This window comes from Agromyces sp. NPDC058110, from assembly GCF_042884735.1.
In the GTDB taxonomy this organism is placed as follows: domain Bacteria; phylum Actinomycetota; class Actinomycetes; order Actinomycetales; family Microbacteriaceae; genus Agromyces.
On the sequence record NZ_JBHVTI010000002.1, the window covers coordinates 185,176 to 203,890 of the forward strand.

Annotated in this window: 9 protein-coding genes; 4 read left to right on the forward strand and 5 right to left on the reverse strand. The window is 70.3% G+C overall.

Annotation, left to right across the window (positions count from 1 at the left end; translation table 11 throughout):
* Window positions 1–54: 54 nt before the first annotated feature.
* The 3 genes from ACFVS8_RS05505 (at window position 55) to glpK (ending at window position 4,275) form a co-directional block, all read left to right on the forward strand.
* Window positions 55–1,815 carry a glycerol-3-phosphate dehydrogenase/oxidase gene (locus ACFVS8_RS05505; RefSeq protein WP_387058643.1) on the forward strand — a complete coding sequence of 587 codons (1,761 nt, stop codon included), beginning with the start codon at window positions 55–57 and terminating at the stop codon, window positions 1,813–1,815.
* A gap of 184 nt (window positions 1,816–1,999) precedes the next feature.
* Entirely contained in the window at window positions 2,000–2,701 is a 702-nt protein-coding gene (locus ACFVS8_RS05510; protein WP_387059738.1) for an MIP/aquaporin family protein, read from the forward strand.
* 59 nt (window positions 2,702–2,760) lie between these two features.
* The gene (glpK, locus tag ACFVS8_RS05515; protein ID WP_387058646.1) at window positions 2,761–4,275 is read left to right on the forward strand and encodes a glycerol kinase GlpK; all 1,515 of its coding nucleotides are present in this window, start codon (window positions 2,761–2,763) and stop codon (window positions 4,273–4,275) included.
* A 134-nt stretch (window positions 4,276–4,409) separates the two neighbouring features.
* Here glpK and ACFVS8_RS05520 read toward each other — a convergent pair whose 3' ends face one another.
* The 5 genes from ACFVS8_RS05520 to ACFVS8_RS05540 form a co-directional block, all read right to left on the reverse strand.
* Window positions 4,410–5,177, reverse strand: a complete 768-nt coding sequence (locus tag ACFVS8_RS05520; RefSeq protein ID WP_387058649.1) for an HAD family hydrolase — start codon at window positions 5,175–5,177, stop codon at window positions 4,410–4,412.
* Window positions 5,174–5,746 carry a GNAT family N-acetyltransferase gene (locus tag ACFVS8_RS05525; RefSeq protein WP_387058652.1) on the reverse strand — a complete coding sequence of 191 codons (573 nt, stop codon included), beginning with the start codon at window positions 5,744–5,746 and terminating at the stop codon, window positions 5,174–5,176. Before ACFVS8_RS05525 ends, ACFVS8_RS05520 begins: the two co-directional genes overlap by 4 nt.
* Window positions 5,747–5,771: 25 nt before the next feature.
* Entirely contained in the window at window positions 5,772–6,782 is a 1,011-nt protein-coding gene (trpS, locus tag ACFVS8_RS05530) for a tryptophan--tRNA ligase (RefSeq protein WP_387058655.1), read from the reverse strand.
* Between the two features lie 77 nt (window positions 6,783–6,859).
* Window positions 6,860–7,687: an exodeoxyribonuclease III gene (locus ACFVS8_RS05535; protein WP_387058657.1), complete on the reverse strand. Its 828-nt coding sequence runs from the start codon at window positions 7,685–7,687 to the stop codon at window positions 6,860–6,862.
* 36 nt (window positions 7,688–7,723) lie between these two features.
* Complete coding sequence (locus ACFVS8_RS05540) at window positions 7,724–9,043, reverse strand: YihY/virulence factor BrkB family protein (RefSeq protein WP_387058660.1); 1,320 nt, start codon at window positions 9,041–9,043, stop codon at window positions 7,724–7,726.
* Window positions 9,044–9,312: 269 nt separating this feature from the next.
* On the opposite strand from ACFVS8_RS05540, the gene ACFVS8_RS05545 reads away from it, so the two are divergent.
* Entirely contained in the window at window positions 9,313–18,621 is a 9,309-nt protein-coding gene (locus ACFVS8_RS05545; RefSeq protein WP_387058663.1) for a hypothetical protein, read from the forward strand.
* Window positions 18,622–18,715: the final 94 nt, after the last annotated feature.

Here is an 18,715-nt window from a genome sequence, read left to right on the forward strand (position 1 = left end):
GGCCGGTCCGCGCAAGCCGCGGCGAGACCCCGCGCTCGAACCGAGAGGACAGCGATGTCATCGCACCCGATCACGCAGCCGAACACCCCCGCGAGCGGCCAGGCCGCCCCCGCCGCCCGAGCCGAGGTCGCCGCGCTCCGCGCCCGGCCGAACGCCTCGGTCGTCATCATCGGCGGCGGCATCAACGGCATCGCGACCTTCCGCGACCTCGCGCTGCAGGGCGTCGACGTCGTGCTCGTCGAGCGCGACGACTTCGTCTCGGGCGCCTCGTCGGCCTCGTCGCACATGATCCACGGCGGCATCCGCTACCTCGAGAACGGCGAGTTCCGCCTCGTGAAGGAGTCGGTCACCGAGCGCAACGCGCTCATCCGCATCGCCCCGCACTACGTCAAGCCGCTCGAGACGACCGTGCCGATCTACTCGACGTTCTCCGGCATCCTCTCGGCGCCCATGCGGTTCCTCACCCACAAGCAGGGCAAGCCGACCGAGCGCGGCGCCGCGCTCATCAAGACCGGTCTCACGATCTACGACGCGTTCTCACGCGACGGGGGCTCGGTGCCCCGCCACCGCTTCCACGGCCGCACCCGCTCGCTCGCCGAGCTGCCCGCGCTCGACCCGAAGATCAAGTACACGGCCACCTACTACGACGCGAGCATGCACGACCCCGAGCGGCTCGCGCTCGACGTGCTCTTCGACGGGCTCGCGGCAGGCCCGCACGCGCGTGCCGCCAACCACCTCGGCGCGGTCGGCCTCGACGCCGACGGCGTGCGCGTGCGCGACGGCCTCACCGGCGAGGAGTTCTCGATCGCCGCAGACGTGGTCGTGAACACCTCCGGACCCTGGACCGACCTGACCAACGCCGACCTCGGTCGCGAAACCCGCTTCATGGGCGGCACCAAGGGCTCGCACATCGTGCTCGACCACCCCGAGCTGCTCGAGGCCACCGGCGGACGCGAGATCTTCTTCGAGCACGAGGACGGCCGCATCGTGCTCATCTACCCGCTCAAGGGCCGCGTGATGGTCGGCACGACCGACCTCGAGCACGACATGCGCGAGCCCGCCGTGTGCACCGAGGCCGAGGTCGACTACTTCTTCGAGCTCATCGCGCACGTTTTCCCAGCCATCGCCGTCGACCGCTCGCAGATCGTCTACCGCTTCTCGGGCGTGCGGCCGCTGCCGCGCCACGACGACACCCAGCCCGGCTTCGTCAGCCGCGACTACCGCATCGAGCGGGCGGATGTCGCGGCACGCCCGGGCACGACCCTGCTGAGCCTCGTCGGCGGCAAGTGGACCACGTTCCGCGCGCTCGCCGAGCACCTCTCGAACGAGGTGCTCGAACTGCTCGGCGCGACGCGCGTGCGCTCGACCGAGGGCCTCGCGATCGGCGGCGGCGCGGGCTACCCGACGACCGACGACGCACGCCTCGTGTGGCTCGTGTCGCACGACGACGAGGTGGGCCGCGAGCGCGCCGACGCGCTGCTCGAGCGGTACGGCACCCGCGCCGAGGCCTACCTCGACGAGGTCGACGGCGACACCGAGCGCGCGCTCGACCACCACGACGGTTACACGCGGGGCGAGATCGCCTGGCTGGTGCGCAACGAGCGCGTCGTGCACCTGGCCGACCTCGTGCTGCGCCGCACGAGCATCGCGTTCACGGGCACGCTCACCGCGCCCCTGCTCGTCGAGCTCGCGGGCATCGCGGGCGACGAGCTCGGCTGGGACGACGCGCGTCGCGAGGCCGAGATCGAAGCGACCGCGACGCTCATGACCGAGCGCCACGGGGTCGTGCTCGAGGCCCTCGCGCCCGCAGCGTAAGGGCACCGGCCCCGATCGAATCTGCACGGATGTGCACGCCGAAACGCCCGGCATCGGGAGTTTCGACGGATACGTTTCATCGGGGCCGCTCGGCTCGCCCGGGCCGCTCGGCTCGCATCACACCAGAAAGGTCAACGTGGACAATCTCGGAATCGACTTCCTGTCGGAACTCGTCGGCACGGCCATGCTCGTGCTCCTCGGCTGCGGCGTGGTCGCCAACGTCATCCTCGCCAAGACGAAGGGCCTCGGCGGCGGCACCCTCATGATCAACATCGGCTGGGGCCTCGCGGTCTTCGCCGGCGTCGTGGTCTCGTACGCCTCCGGCGCGCACCTCAACCCGGCCGTCACGCTCGGGCTCGTCGCGAACGGCGCGACCGAGTTCGGCCAGGGCGTGCCCGTCGGCGGCCTCTCGGTGCTCACCTACATCGGCGCCCAGATGATCGGCGCCATGCTCGGTGCGGTCTTCTGCTGGCTCGCCTACAAGCAGCACTTCGACGCGGAGCCCGATGCCGCGACCAAGCTCGGCGTCTTCTCGACGGGGCCCGCGATCCGCTCCTACGGGTGGAACCTCGTCACCGAGATCATCGGCACCTTCGTGCTCGTCTTCGTCATCATCGGCTTCACGAACGGCGGCACCCCCGCCGAACTCGGTGCGATCCCCGTCGCGTTCCTCGTGATCGCGATCGGCGCCTCGCTCGGCGGCCCGACCGGGTACGCCATCAACCCCGCCCGCGACCTCGGCCCCCGCATCGTGCACGCCCTCCTGCCCATCAAGGGCAAGGGCGGCAGCGACTGGTCGTACTCGTGGGTGCCGGTCGTCGGCCCCATCATCGGCGGCGTCGTCGCCGGCTTCGCCGCGATCCCGCTGCTGCCGCTGCTCGGCTGACCCGCGGCATCCGTCCCACCCCACCCAAACCCATTCACTGACAGCAACGGAGTTCTCAGATGAGCGACTACATCCTCGCGATCGACCAGGGCACCACCTCGTCGCGCGCGATCATCTTCGACAAGGCCGGATCGATCGTCTCGACCGGGCAGCTCGAGCACGAGCAGATCTTCCCCAAGGCCGGCTGGGTCGAGCACGACGCCGCCGAGATCTGGCGCAACACGGGCGAGGTCATCGGCCAGGCGCTCGGCAAGGCGAACCTGACCCGTCACGACATCGCCGCGGTGGGCATCACCAACCAGCGCGAGACCGCGGTGGTCTGGGACAAGAACACGGGCGAGCCCGTCTACAACGCGATCGTCTGGCAGGACACCCGCACGCAGTCGATCGTCGACCGGCTCGCGGCCGACGGCGGCGTCGAGCGCTTCAAGGCCAAGGTCGGCCTGCCCCTCGCCACCTACTTCTCGGGCACCAAGATCGTGTGGATCCTCGAGAACGTGCCCGGGGCGCGCGAGAAGGCCGAGGCGGGCGACCTGCTGTTCGGCACCACCGACACCTGGGTCCTGTGGAACCTGACCGGCGGAGTCGACGGCGGCGTGCACGCCACCGATGTCACGAACGCCAGCCGCACGCTCTTCATGGACCTCGAGACGCTGCAGTGGGACGACGAGATCCTCGCGGCGTTCGACGTGCCTCGCTCGATGCTCCCCGAGATCCGCTCGTCGTCCGAGGTCTACGGCGTCGCCAACGAGCACTCGCTGCTCCGCGAGACGCCGATCGCCGGCATCCTCGGCGACCAGCAGGCCGCGACCTTCGGACAGGCCGCGTTCGAGGCCGGCGAAGCGAAGAACACGTACGGCACGGGCAACTTCCTGATCTTCAACACGGGCACCGAGATCGTGCACTCGAAGAACGGCCTGCTCACGACCGTCGGCTACAAGCTGGGCGACGAGCCCGTGCACTACGCGCTCGAAGGGTCGATCGCCGTCACCGGGTCGCTGATCCAGTGGCTCCGCGACAACCTCGGGCTCATCTCCTCGGCCTCCGAGGTCGAGGCGCTCGCGAACAGCGTCGAGGACAACGGCGGCGCGTACTTCGTGCCCGCGTTCTCCGGCCTGTTCGCCCCGTACTGGCGGCCCGACGCGCGAGGCGCGCTCGTGGGCCTCACGCGCTACGTGAACAAGGGGCACATCGCGCGTGCGGCACTCGAGGCGATCGCGTTCCAGACGCGCGACGTGGTCGAGGCGGTGAACGCCGACGCGGGGATCGACCTGAGCGAGCTCCGGGTCGACGGCGGCGCCACGGCGAACGACACACTGCTCCAGTTCCAGGCCGACATCCTCGGCGTGCCGGTCGTGCGACCGGTCGTCGCGGAGACCACGGCACTCGGTGCCGCCTACGCCGCCGGCCTCGCCGTCGGCTTCTGGTCGGGTCTCGACGACCTCGCCAAGAACTGGCAGGAGGACAAGCGCTGGACCCCGTCGATGGACGAGGCCGAGCGCGACCGCCTCGACCGCAGCTGGAAGAAGGCCGTCACGAAGACCCTCGATTGGGTCGACGGCGACGTCGCGTAACGTCGCACACCTGTTCCACCGGTTAGTGTGGGACGACGGGCCGGTCGCATGGGGGTGCGACCGGCCCATTCTCGTCTCCGGCCGTCGTCTGCGGCGCCGCCCCCGGGCGGGACACGGCCGGCGGATGCCGCGGCTCAACGTGCGTCGGGCGCCGTTCCCCATCGGGCGGCGAGCCGCCTCGCGAGCCCCTCGAGGCTCGACATCACCATGACGCGCGCCTCGCGCACCTCGGCCGCCTCGTCGGCGTCGAGCTCGACGCCGAACCGGTCGAGCCAGACACCGTCGAGTCCGGCGGCAGCGGCGCCGAGCGCGTCGGTGCGCAGGCGGTCGCCGACGTACGCGGCACGATCGACCGGAGCCTCGGCCGCGAACACCTCGATCGCGGCATCGAAGATGCGCCGGTCGGGCTTCGTCACCCCGAGCGCGCCCGATGCGATGACGTGGTCGAACCGGTCGGAGATGCCGAGCCGGTCGAGCTTGGCGCGCTGGAAGTCGGGCTCGCCGTTCGTGATGATGCCGAGCCGCACGCCCGGCAGCGTCGAGACGAGCTCGTCGAGCGCCGGCAGTGCGTCGCCGTGCAGGCTCCAGGCGTCGCGGTAGCGCTCGAAGTAGCGGTCGAACCAGTCGCCCGCGCCGTCATCGTCGAGTTCGTCGCCGTGCGCGCGTGCGAAGTCCCGTGCGCGGGCGCGCCGCTGGCCCTCGAACGTCACCTCGCCCGCGAGGTAGCGGTGGTAGTGCCGTTCCTCGAGCTCGTGCCAGAGGTGCTGCGAGGCCGTGTCGTCGCCCGCGTATGCACGCTCGCGCATGTGACGAAGGATGCCGCGGGCGACCGCCTCGCGGTGCGCCATGAGCGTGTCGTCGAGGTCGAAGAGCACGACCGTGCCCGCGTGCACGGGAGTCACGCGCGCGGGCCGAGCACGGGGTCCCAGCTGGCTTCGGCCCTCGGGTCGATGACAGCCTCGCGAACGCCGTACCAGGCGGGTAGGGTTCCGACCCCGTCGCGCGTCGGCACCGTCGGGTTCTCGGGTCGAATATGCCGGAATCCTGCGGCTCTCGCGACCTTCGCCGACCCGACGTTTCCCTCGACGGCACGCCAGAAGACGGTCGTCGCGCCGTCGATGCCGCCCGCAAGCACCCACTCGCACACCGCCGAGGCCGCCTCGCCCATGAGTCCGGCGCCCCGGTGCTCGGCACCCATCCAGAACCCGATCTCGTGCTGGGTCTCGCGCACGCTGATCACGCCGAGGAGCGGGCCGCCGCGCACGGTGCGCAACGCCCACGTGAACTCGGAGCCCGACGCCCAGCCGGCGGGTACATGCACGCCGAGGAATCCTTCGCCGTCGGAGCGGGAGTAGGGCCACGGCGTGGTGAGGTACTCCTCGAAGAAGGGATCCTGGCAGTACCGCGTCACGAGGTCGACGTCGCCCCTCACGGGCAGGTCGAGCAGCAGCCGATCGGTGACGATCTCCACCGGGTGCATCGTGCGCTCCCGCCTGTCAGCGCCGGCGCACGAAGCCGACGCGGTCGTAGACCGTGCGCAGCACGGTCTCGGCGCGCTCGGCGGCCTTGTCGGCACCGACGCCCAGCAGCCGATCGAGCTCGGCGGGGTCGTCGAGCAGTTCGAGCGTGCGGGCGCGGATCGGCGTGAGCCGGTCGACGACGACCTCGGCGAGGTCCCTCTTGAAGTCGCCGTAGCCGCGTCCGTCGTACTCGGCCTCGATCTCGGCGATGGGGCGCCCGGCGAGCGCCGAGTAGATGTCGAGCAGGTTCGAGATGCCGGGCTTCTCGTCGCGGTCGTACCGCACCTCGCGACCGGTGTCGGTGACCGCGCTCTTGAACTTCTTGGCGGTGACCGCCGGCTCGTCGAGGAGCTTCACGAGGCCGGCCTCCGAGGCCGCCGACTTCGACATCTTGGAGGTGGGGTCCTGCAGGTCGTAGATGCGCGCGGACTCCTTGGGGATCAGCGCCTCGGGCACCACGAAGGTCTCGCCGTAGCGGGCGTTGAACCGGCCCGCGAGGTCGCGCGTGAGCTCGAGGTGCTGGCGCTGGTCGTCGCCGACCGGCACGGCGTTCGTGCCGTAGAGCAGGATGTCGGCGGCCATGAGCACGGGGTACGTGAAGAGGCCGACGGTCGTCGCGTCTGCGCCCTGCTTGGCCGACTTGTCCTTGAACTGGGTCATGCGGCCGGCCTCGCCGAACCCGGTGATGGTGCTGAGCACCCAGGCCAGCTCGGCGTGCGCGGGCACGTGCGACTGCACGAACAGCGTCGAGCGCTGGAGGTCGACGCCCGCGGCGAGGTACTGGGCGGCGGTGCGGCGCACGTTCTCGTGGAGGAGCTTCGGGTCTTGCGCCACGGTGATGGCGTGCAGGTCGACGACGCAGTAGATCGGGTCGTAGTCGTCTTGCAGCGCGACCCAGTTCACGAGCGCGCCGAGGTAGTTGCCGAGGTGGAGCGAATCGCTCGAGGGCTGCATTCCCGAGAAGACGACGGGGCGGGCGGTGTTCATGTGCGTGGCTCTTTCATGGAGAGAGGAGAGATCGAGGGAGGTCTTCGTGACCGGATGCGGCTCGCCGCGGCATCCGCTCAGACGGCGTAGTCGACGACGACGGGGGAGTGATCGGAGAATCGGGCGTCGTAGGTCGCCGCGCGGTCGACGGTGTAGTCGGTCACCAGTTCGGCGAGGGCGGGCGTCGCGAGCTGGTAGTCGATGCGCCAGCCGCTGTCGTTGTCGAACGCCTTGCCGCGCCACGACCACCAGGTGTACGGCCCGTCGACCTCGCCCGCGAAGCGGCGCCCCACATCGACCCAGCCGAGACCCGTGTCGTCGGAGCCCTCGGCGCCGACGAACCGGTCGAAGTAGGCGCGCTCTTCCGGTAGGAAGCCGGCGCGCTTGACGTTGCCCTTCCAGTTCTTGATGTCGAGCGTGCGGTGCCCGACATTGAGGTCGCCGACCACCAGCGCGAGCTCGGAGTGCGCCGCGAGTTCGGGCAGGCGCGCCTGCATGGCGTCGAGGAACTTGAACTTCTCGACCTGCTTCGGGGTGTCGACCTCGCCGGAGTGCACGTACGCGCTCACGACGGTGACGATGCGCCCGCCGACCTCGTAGTCGGCCTCGAGCCAGCGGCCCGCGGTGTCGAAGTCGTGAGCGCCGAGGTCGACGCGGTGAATGGTCGCGCGATTGCGGCTCGCGATGGCGACGCCCGCACGGCCCTTCGCTGTGGCGGGATCGTGCAGGATGCTCCACTCGTCGCCGAGCAGGCCCTGGAGGTCTTCGGTCGAGGCGCGCACCTCCTGCAGTGCGAGCAGGTCGACGTCGCGAGCCTCGAGCCATTCGCCCATTCCGCGCCGATATGCGGCTCGCACTCCGTTGACGTTGACGCTGGCGACACGGAGGCGGGAGGGCGAAGGCATGCCCTCGATCTTAATGGAGGCCGCCGACAGGGGCGTTCAGAAGTCGAGCGTGCGCTTCGGGCGCTGCACCCGCTCCGCTGCGGCCTGGGCCTCGTCGAGATCGAGCTGCGCACGGGCCACCGCCCGCCGCGCGCGGAACCCGGTGATCCAGCTCGCGGCCTCGGCGGCGGCCTCGGCCTCGCGCAGGTGCACGCGGGCGACGGTGACGGCGGCCTGCGCCTCGATCGCCCGACGCTCGGCCTCGACCTGCTCGGGGGTGAGTTCGCGGAGGCTCTCGTTCGCGTCGGACGCCTCGACCGCGATCCAGCTCGCGGCCACGAGGATCACGATGCTCGTCATGCGGAACCAGAAGAGCAGCGCGATGAACACGGCGAAGGTCGCGAGCAGCGGGTTGCTGCTCGCGAAGGTGATGAGGAACCCGCCGAGCAGCTGCATGACCGACAGTGCGGCCGATCCGAGCAGCGAGCCGACGACCATGCGGCGCCAGGGCATCGCCGCCCCCGACAGGAACCTGAAGAGCACCGCGAGCGCGACCGTGTCGATCACGAACACGACGATGACCGCGCCGACCTGCACGAAGAAGGCGGTCCAGCTCGAGCTCGGGTCGAGCCCGACGAGGCTCATGAGCCACTGCATGAACCCGGTGGTCGCGACCGAGAGGGCGGCGGCGACGATGAGCACGATGCCGAAGCTGAGGCCGGCGAGCAGGTCGCGCGCCTTCAGCAGCAGGTAGGAGCGCTCGTCCTTCGGCAGACCGAAGGTGCTGCGCACGCCGATGCGCGTGTACGTCACCCACCCGATCGCGGTCCAGGCGAGGCCGAGCAGTGCGACACCGCCCGTGATGCCGAGCGCGCTCGAGCTCGAGGTCGCGATCTTCTGGATGTCCTGGTCGGTGATGATGCCGTTGTCGCCGATCAATCCGGGCGCGTAGGTGTTGAGCAGCGCCACGAACGCGTCCAGGGTCTCGTCGTTGGAGGTCAGCCAGATGCCGAACACCGCGAACACCACGTAGATGGCGGCGAAGATTCCGAACAGCGCCTGGTAGCTCATGCCCGACGAGAGGATGAAGCCGTTCTGCGCGAGGAAGTACCGCCAGACGCGCACCGGGAAGAGCGCCATCGTGCGTCGCGTGACCTTCGTGACCCGGTTGATCGGCTCCTCGAACCGGTCGCGCAGCGGACCGCTGAGCTCGTCGAACCGCTCGCGTGCGGTCAGCGGGGCGGGTTCGTCGATCGACGGGGCGGCGGATGTCTCGGCCGAGGCCGAGGCCGAGGCCGCTCCGCGAACTGCGGGGTCGACCGCCGACCGGCCCGAGCGGTGCCCGGAGCCGCGGCCGGTCGGGGTGTTCGCGTTCACGCTTCCACAGTACTGAGCGGGCCGGGCCGGGCCGGGGAGCCGGGGCCGTCGATGCGTTCGCATCGAAATGACCGCGACCACGCGCACCCCGTCTTCGGGGGACACGGGAGGCGGCTTCCCGTGCAACCGGGGGGCAGAAGCGGAGCGTGTCCCCCGTATTGGTCACAGCCCGAACCTGTCGCGCGCTCGCGTCGCAGTGCTTGACTGCCAAGACCTGCGAATTCCTCAACATTTCCGGCAGTCTGACCCGACGCGAAGGTTCAATGATGATGAACAACTGGTTCGGTACTCGAGACGACGAGCGCGCACTGCACCCGCGCCGCTCTCGACGCCGTCGTGAACGCGAACGCTCCCGGTCCGCACGCGGCCTGATCGCCTCGATCGCCGTGGGCGCGCTGATCGTGGTCGGACTGCCGACCATGGCGTTCGCCGAGGCCACCGACCCGGCGACCGATCCCGCCGTCACCAGCGAGACGACGACCGAGGCGACGGATGCCGCGGAGCCGACGGATGCCGCTGAGCCGACCGACGAGCCGACCGAGCCGCCGAGCGACGAGCCGTCCGAGACGCCGAGCGAGGAGCCTTCGGAGGCGCCGAGCGAGGAGCCGTCGGAGGCGCCGGTCGAGGAGACCCCGAGCGAGCAGCCCGAGCCGACGACGGCGCCGCTCAAGTCGGCGAAGGCGGCGGCACCGCAGCTCGAGAAGGCCGACGCTGCCGCCCTGCTGGCGCCGCCCCCGAACACGCCGACCACGTCGGTCGTCGTGGTCAAGGTCGGCGACGACCGCGACCTCGCCAACGCCGGAACCATCAACCCGCTCGAGGGCGTCACGCTCGCGCTGTTCACGGCGCAGACGGGCGGCACCCAGCTCGCCGACCCGTGGGCGACCTGCGTCTCCGACTCGGCCGGCGACTGCTGGTTCCAGATCCCGAACACCGGCACGGCGCCGAACAACGCCAACCGCGACCGCGAACTGTGGGTGCGCCAGGTGGGCGCGCCGACCGGGTACTTCGCGAACCCGCTCATCCGCACGGGCGACGCCGACGGCGGCAACAGCCAGCAGACCCCGTACAGCTTCCGCATCGGCAACGCCGCCAACTCGTACCAGCTGCGCGGCGGCACGACCTACAACAGCACGGCGCAGTTCATGGTCGGCACCGGCAACACGAACCGCTCGGCCTCCGGCGGCACCTGGCAGACCTCGCGCAACAACATCGCGCTTCCCCAGCAGTGCGGCCTTGACGTCGCGCTCGTCATGGACCTCTCCGGTTCGGTGAGCCCCTCGATCGTGCAGGCGCGCGCCGCCGGCGTGAGCCTCGTGCAGGCGCTCGAGGGCACGCCCTCGCGCGTCGGGCTCTTCACGTTCGGCCCGACCGCTCCGCAGTCCGGTGCGAACAACCAGAACCGGCCGATCACCGCCGTCTCGACGCCCGCGGGCGGCGCGATCGTCTCCGGGTGGATCAACGGCCTCACTGCGAACGGCTCGACGAACTGGGACCGCGGCATGTACCAGGTCGCCACGAGCGCGGCCTCGTACGACGTGGCAATCGTGCTCACCGACGGCAACCCGACGGTGTACGGCACCGAGACGGCACCGGGCAACTTCACCCGCATCCGCGAGGTCGAGAACGCGATCTTCTCGGCGAACGCCATCAAGAAGGAGGGGACCCGCGTCATCGCGCTCGGCGTCGGCAGCGGTGTCACCGCCCCGTCGACCGCGCTCAACCTCGCGGCGATCTCGGGCCCGACGAAGTACAACGGATCGAACTCCGCGACGGCCGACTACTACCAGGAGGCCAGCTACACGGCCGCGGCGGCCGCGCTCCGCGCGCTGGCGCTCGGCAACTGCACGGGCGGCGTGAGCGTCGTCAAGCAGGTCATCCCGCCGGCCGGCACGGTCGCCAACGCGCAGCCGGCCGCCGGTTGGGCGATCGGTGCCAGCAACCCGACCAACGGCATCACGGTCGGGTCGCCGAACCCCGCCAACGGCCAGACCGACGGAACCGGCGCCATCAGCTACCCGCTCGACTTCCCCGGCGGCACCACGGGCAGCGTGACCATCCGCGAGACCCAGCAGGCCGGCTACACGAACGAGCAGCAGGGCGGCTTCAACGCGGTCTGCCGCGACCTCTCGACGACTCCCGCGACGAACGTGCCGGTCACGAATGCGCCCGTCGTCGCCGGACAGCCGGGCGTGGTCGTGCCGGTGTCCGCGACATCCGCCATCAGCTGCACGTTCTACAACCGAGCACCGAATCCCGCGGCGCAGGTCGTGGTGAACAAGCTCTGGGCCGTGAACGGTGCACCCGCCGTGCCGCACGGGTCGCAGGACCCGAGCCTTACCGGCATCTCGACCATCAACGGCTCGCAGGTCGGCTTCGGCAACCAGCAGGGCGGGTTCTCGCAGGGCCAGGTCGTGCCGATCGGCGAGTCGCTCGGCCAGCTGCCGCTGCTCTGCACGATCACGAGCCAGACCCTGACCAAGGCGAACGGCACCGGCACCAACGTCGACGTGTCGGCGGGCAAGACCTACGCGGCGACGCTCGTCGCGGGCCTGAACACGTACGAGATCACGAACACCGTGTCGTGTCCGACCAAGCTGACCCTCTTCAAGACCGTGCAGGGCGGGCCGGCCGCGAAGGGCGACTGGACCCTGACGTCGCTGCCTCCGGTCGACGGCCCAGGCGGGCCGTACCTGCCGGGCCCGACCGGCGCAGACACCGGAAGCGGCGTCGTCGCGAACGTCACCCCGACGGCGTACTACCCGCTCTCGGAGACCGGCAACACGCCGAACACCGCGCTCTACGTGCAGCCGTTCACGGGTGACCCCGCCCAGCGCGTACCGGGGTCGAGCGGCACCTGGAACTGCGTCACGCTCAATGCCGAGGGCGGCACCGGAGGCGCGGGCAACAACGCGGGCGGCCTGAACGGCGGCGTGCGCGTGCCCTTCGGCACCTGGGTCGGGTGCACGGCGGTCAACCAGACCTCGCAGGTGCAGCTGAACAAGGTCGTCGATCCGAGCAACGGCGGCACCGCGGTCCCGAACGACTGGGACCTGCGCACGACTCCGACGAGCACGGCCAACGGCGAGGTGACCTCGACCGTGAAGTCCGGCACGACCGTCTACCTGCGCCCCGGCTCGACGTACGACCTCTCGGAGCTGAACGGCCCCGCGGGCTACGAGCAGCAGTCGCTGCAGTGCAACACCGGCCCCGATGACACGTACGTCGACGCGACGAGCGTGAACCTTCCTCCGACCGACTCCGCGATCTGCGTGTTCACGAACATCGCGACGCTGCCGAAGCTCTCGCTCGACAAGGTCGTGGCGCCGTCGGGCGTCGCCGACAAGACCTCGTGGACGCTGACCGCGACGCGCGCCGACAACGCCGCTGTCGTGGCGAGCGGAGCGGGCGGCACCGACGGATTCGTGGACGTGCCCTCCGGCGTGGCGTTCAACCTCATGGAGACCACCGGGCTGCCGAACTCGGGCGAGTTCCAGGCCGGAACGTGGCAGTGCACCGTGAACGGGGGCGCGCCGATCGGCGGTCCGCTGCTCCCGGCGCTCGCGCCCGGCGACGAGGCATCCTGCGTCGTGACCAACACCCTGAAGCCCGTCGTGCCGACCATCACGAAGACGGCGGCGATCCCGACGGCGAACGCCGACGGCTCGTGGACCATCGGGTACGACATCGTGGTGACGAACCCGAGCAACTTCCTCGACCTGACGTACCAGCTCACCGACACGCTGGACTTCGGCGGCGACGTGACGGTCGACAGCGCGTCCTACCAGCGCACCCTGCCCGCACCTCCGGGAGCGAGCACGTCGTGGAGCGTGCCGTTCACCGACGAGCAGGCCTTCACCGGCGAGCCGACCCTCGTGAAGGGCACGTCGCACACCTGGCACGTGACGGTCACCGCGACCGTCGACCCGGGCGCCGACTTCGGCGGCACGAGCCCGACCGCCTGCGATGCGGGAACCCCGGGCACGGTCGGATTCCTCAACACGGCCGTCATGACCGTCGCGGGGGTCGACTACCCGGCGCAGGACTGCGCGCTGCCGGTGAACCCGGTGATCACGAAGGTCGGCGGCACGGCCGTCGACAACGGTGACGGCACGTGGACGCTCCCGTACACGATCACCGTGGTGAACCCGTCGGCGACGACCGGTGTCGTCTACGACCTCATCGACCAGCTCGACCTCCCGGCCTCGGTCGATCAGGTCGGCGACCCGACGGTCGTGTCCGCCCCGCCCGGGGTGACCCCGGTCGCGGGGTGGACGGGCGCAGCGCCGAACACCCTGCTCGCCGACGACGTGTCCATCGCGGGCGGGGCTGCGGCCCACGTCTACCAGATCTCGGTCGTGGTGCGCATCGGCGCCGACGACCCGGCGTACACGTGTCCGAGCAGCGGCGGCCTGAACAACGACGCCACGCTCGTCTCGGGCAACCAGACCACGGACGTCACGGGCTGCGTGACGGTCAACACGCCGAACATCACGCACACGAAGGCCGTCGTTCCCGGCTCGGTCGTGCAGGGCGCCGACGGCACCTGGACGATCGCCTACGACGTCGTCGTGACGAACAGCGGCACGGTGGGCGGCACGTACTCGCTCGTCGACGAGCTGCACTTCGGCGCGGGCGTCGACCTGAGCGGCGCGAGCTACGTCGTGACGAAGGACGGCGCGCCCTACGCGACCCCGTGGGCGGGCAGCGGCGACCTCGTCGACGACGCCTACCTGGCTGCGGCAACCGCCACCACCTACCGCATCACGGTCGCGGGCATCGCGCTCGACGGGCCCGACCTGACCCCGGCGCAGACGGCCTGCCCCAGCGACAGCAGCGACGGCGCGTTCAACAACACCGCGACCCTCGAGGTCGCGGGCGTCACGACCGACAAGTCGGCCTGCGACTCGCCGAGCGCACCCACGATCGCCAAGTCCGGTGCGACGGCCGTGCAGCAGGGCGACGGCACGTGGAACGTCAGCTACACCGTCACGGTCGACAACTCGGCTCCCGGTGCGAAGCCCGTGTACTACTCGCTGAGCGACACCCCGGCCTTCCCGGCGGGCGTCGTGTACAACACGGTGTCGATCAACGGCGCCGCCGCGGTGCCGTACGCCGGCGGGGCGATCGCCCTGGCGACGAACGTGCCCCTCCTGGCCGGTGACCAGGCGGTCTACACGCTGGTCTTCAACGTCGAGGCCCCCGTGGGCGACATCGAGCCCGAGCAGCTCGAGTGCGCGAACCAGGACAACCCCGAAGGCGTCGGCTTCCTCAACGAGGCGACCGTGACGTCGGGCGAGATCACGCGGTCCGACGACGACTGCACCAACATCAGCCGCGGCGGCGAGCCGACGGTCGTGAAGGACGACCCGACGGTGACCCAGGACGGCGACGGGGTCTGGACGATCGAGTACGACATCACCGTCACGGGCAACTCGGAGTTCGTGTCGCGGTACACGCTCGACGACACGCTCCGCTTCGGCCCCGGGATCGACATCCAGTCGGCCTCGTGGACCGGTGAGACGAGCGGATCGTGGGCCGACCCGACCGCCGACCCGACGGCCGAGCTCGTGCCGACGAACAAGGTGATCGGCATCGACGCGGTGCACACGTACACCGTGACGGTCACGGCCACGGTCGACGCCGCGGCGTTCGAACTGCCGACGACGAACACGTGCGCATTCACCGAGAACGACCCGGATGTCGGGTTCCTCAACGAGGTCGCGCTGACGTCGAACGGCATCACGTCGACCGACACCGGCTGCGGACTCCCGGCCGAGCCCGAGATCGACAAGAGCACGGTCGGGGCGGTGACCCAGGTCGGCGACCACTGGGAGGCGACCTACCGGATCACGGTCTCGAACCTCAGCCCCGACCAGGAGCTGGTGTACGACCTGTCCGACACCCCCGACTTCGCGGGCGACGTCACGATCACCGATCGCGAGGTCTCCAGCGCGGATGTCACGGTGGACCCGGCCTGGAACGGCGCATCGCCCTCGACCGACACGATCGTCGAGGACCAGGCGCTGGCCGGCGGCGCGATCCACACGTTCACCGTGGTCGCCTCGTTCACCGTCGCCGACGCGGAGGGCAGCGACGAACTGCTCTGCGAGGGCGAAGGCGGCAAGGGCCTGCTGAACTGGGCCGAGGTGGTCTCGGGTGACAGCTACACCGACGACGCCTGCTACGACGTGCCCGTCGTGGTCGACCTGCACAAGGAGTGGGTCATCAACGGCGGCGACCCGATCGCGTGGGACAGCGACGAGCTGCCCGACGGGTTCGGCGCCACCGCGGTGCTCGACGGCGGAACGGTCGAGTGGGACACGGAGTACGGTCCGTACGTGCTGCACGACGAGGTGAACGTCGCGGAGTCCGGAGTCGAGGTTCCCGACGGCTGCCGGCTCGTCGAGGCCGACGGGCTCGGCGATCACGAACTCGTCGACACGCACAACACGTTCACGGTCACGAACATCGTCGAGTGCACGCAGACGGTGACGCTCGAGAAGATCGTGCAGAACCCGAACGGCGGCACCGCCGTCCCGGCGGACTGGACCGTCTCCGCGAGCGGGCTCGACGACGGCTTCGGCGGACCGGGCACCGCGAGCGGGCCGGTCGACGTCGGCGTCGGGTACACCCTCAACGAGGTCTCGACCATCTGGGAGAACGGCGTCGAGTACGAGGTCACGGCGACCTGGACCTGCGAGTCCGAGAGCGGCGATGACGCCTTCACGCTCGTGAGCACGCCGGGTTCCGTGAACGCGACGCTCACGGTGAACACCTACGGCGCGAGCGTCGACTGCGAGATCGAGAACTCGGACATCGCGCCGACGCTCGAACTCGAGAAGTTCGTCGCGCCCGACGAGGTGGCCGAGGACTTCCCGCCGACGCTGTGGCACCTGAGTGCGAGCGACAACGGGACCCCGGTCGTCGAGGGCGACGGCGGCGCGAGCGGCGACGTCATGTCGAACACGCCGTACGATCTCGCCGAGACCGCCGACTTCCCCGAGGTCGGTGAGTTCGAGGCCGGAACCTGGATCTGCGTCGACGAGAGCCAGGAGCCGCCGACGGCGGTGGTCCTCGACGACGACGCGGTGACGCTGCAGCCCGGACAGGACGTCTACTGCTCGATCACGAACACGGCGAAGCCGGCGACCTACGTCGTCGACAAGACCGTCGACTCGGCCGAGCAGCAGCCCGACGGCACGTGGGCGATCGCGTACACGATCACGGTCGAGAACACGAGCGGCGTCTCGCCCCTCGAGTACGACCTGACCGACGACCTCTCGAACTTCGGAGAGGGCATCACGATCGACGAGGCCTCGTGGAGCTCGTCGTACGGCGACAGCGGCACGTGGGACGGCCTCCCCGACACGCTCGAGGAGACGCTCGCGACCGACCAGCCGCTCGGCGCCGGTGACACCGACACCTTCGAGGTGGAGGTCGTCGCGACGGTGACCGCAGACGCCTGGACCGAGGAGACCACGGTCTGCACGACGGGCGAGATGTTCGGCGAGGGCGGGTTCCGCAATGTGGCCACGGTCACGATCGGCGAACTGCCCACGGTCGTCACCGACTGCGACGAGCCGGGCACGTCGACCGCCGTCAAGTCGGTCCTCGGCGCACCGGTCTACAACGGCGACGGCTCGTTCGACGTCTCGTACGAGATCACGGTGACCAACGACAGCGAGAAGGACCAGTACTACGACCTGAGCGACACGCCCGCCTTCCCGGAGGGCACGACGTTCACGGCAACGGCGAGCGGTCCCGACGGCCCGGTCCCGACCTGGACCGGCGTCGCAGGAGGCGATCCCGACGGGACCGTGCTCGCCGACGGCCGCGCGCTCCCGGCAGGCACGACGGAGGTCTGGACCATCACCGCAACGGTGCAGGTCGACACGATCACGAACACCGACGACGCGAAGTGCCTCGAGAACACCGAGGGCCACGGCTTCTACAACGGCGGCGAGTTCACCACGGGCACGGTCACGACGCCGATCTCGGCCTGCGTCGACATCCCCGTCGTCGACGTCGGCATCGAGAAGACGCCCAGGCTGCCCGACGGCGTGACCGCGGTGGACGACACCGGCGATGCCGAGTTCGACTGGGTGCTCACGGTCACGAACCACGGAATCCCGGTGCAGGACCTCGAGGTGACGGACCTCATCGATCCGTCGCTCGAGATCACCGGCCCGGCGACGTTCGAGGCCCCCGAGAACTGGACCGAGTCGACCGTGGGCAACCAGTTCACGGCGAACTACACGGGCACGTACGAGGAGGGTCAGGTCACGACGATCACGATCCCGGTGCGGGTGCTGCCGTCCGAGGCCGAGGCCCCGCCGGCGGTCGGTCCCGACGACCCGCCTCCGGTCCTGCCCCCGTTCCCCGAGAACCAGGTGATCCCGAACACGGCCTGCGTGGCGACCAGCGGCTACGAGCCCCCGGCGCCCGGGATCGCGGCACTGGCGATCGAGGTCCCCGAGGGCAACATCGGCGACATCTTCCCCGACAACGACTGCGCCGACGCCGAGGTGCCGGTCAAGAAGATCGACGCCGGCGTGTACGTCAGGTGCATCGCGGATGTCCCGTGGCTGTACTTCGACGTGCGGGCGACCGAGAACGTCACCCCCGGTGACATCACGGTCACCTGGAAGTCGGCCGACGGAACGCTCACCAAGGTGCAGACGATCCCGTGGGACGAGCGGAACGGCCGGCTGCTGTGGCCGGGTGCCGAGGTCGACGCCGAGGGCGTGCCGTTCGCGTTCCCCGGATGGCGTCCGATCACCGAGGCCGACCTCGCGGATCCGTCGTCGGTGGTGCCGGGGTTCCGGTTCCTCGACCTGATCCTCGACGAGGACGACGCGACGTTCCCGTGGCGCGGTGAGACGTACACGCCGACCGGCGATCCGTCGAACCCCTACACGGTGACGAAGGAGCCCGTCTCGGTGACCTTCTCGGTGAACCCGAGCCAGAGCGTGCTCGCGGTCTACCCGCAGGCGCTCCCGACCTGTGCTCTCGACCGTCCGGCCGAACTCCAGATCGACAAGACGGCGAGCGTCACGAACACGAAGGCGGGCGGCGACTACACCTACTCGCTGCAGGTGACGTCGGTGGGCACCGGGGCGACGAACCCGACCGAGGTGTTCGACGAGATCCCGGCCGACCTCCGCGTCGACGCGATCACGACGGCCCCGGCTCCCGCGTTCCCGCGCTGGGAGGACTGCGAGGTCACCGGCAAGGACTCGGCCGGATACGGCGGCACGCTGCACTGCGAGCTGCTGGGCCAGCTCGGGCCGAACTTCGTCACTGCACCGGTGATCGACCTCGCGGTGCACGTGAGGGAGGGCACCAAGCTGTCGTCGATCGACAACACGGGCGAGGTCTGTTGGCAGACGGCCGACGATCCCGATCCCGTGACCGAGTGCGCCGACGACACGGTCACCGTGCTCCTCGGAGGCACCGCCGTCACCGGATTCGCCGGCGGGCCTTGGATCTGGGGGGCCGCGGGCCTCGTGATCCTCGGAGGCCTGGCGGTGACGTGGGCGGTCGTCCGGCGCCGACGGGAGACCGCAGGCGACTGATCAGCTGCGGCCCGGCGGTGGGTGAACCCGTCGGGCCGCGACCGGCACCCGGGTCGCGAGGGGGAACGCGACCGGGAACGAGGAAGGGCCGATG